The 231-nt window shown below is 68.4% G+C and carries 1 protein-coding gene; it reads left to right on the forward strand.

Annotated elements, in window-relative coordinates:
- Positions 1-231 (forward strand): HAD-IA family hydrolase (locus tag AAEY93_RS21180; protein ID WP_351079743.1); only part of this gene is annotated, 231 nt, incomplete at both ends.

The raw sequence follows: 231 nt of genomic DNA on the forward strand, positions 1-231 counted from the left end.
GTGATGGACAAGGTCGTGGCCCTGGCTGCCACCAACGGCTACGTCGCCGACCACGTCGTGGCCACTGACGAAGTGCCCAACGGCCGACCATGGCCGGCCCAGGCGCTGGCCAACGTGATCGCCCTGGGCATCGATGATGTGGCGGCCTGCGTGAAGGTCGATGACACCGTGCCGGGCATTCTCGAAGGCCGACGTGCCGGCATGTGGACGGTGGCCCTGACCTGCTCGGGC

Origin of the sequence: Shewanella sp. CAL98-MNA-CIBAN-0140 (genome assembly GCF_040309905.1) — a bacterium.
In the GTDB taxonomy this organism is placed as follows: domain Bacteria; phylum Pseudomonadota; class Gammaproteobacteria; order Enterobacterales; family Shewanellaceae; genus Shewanella; species Shewanella psychromarinicola.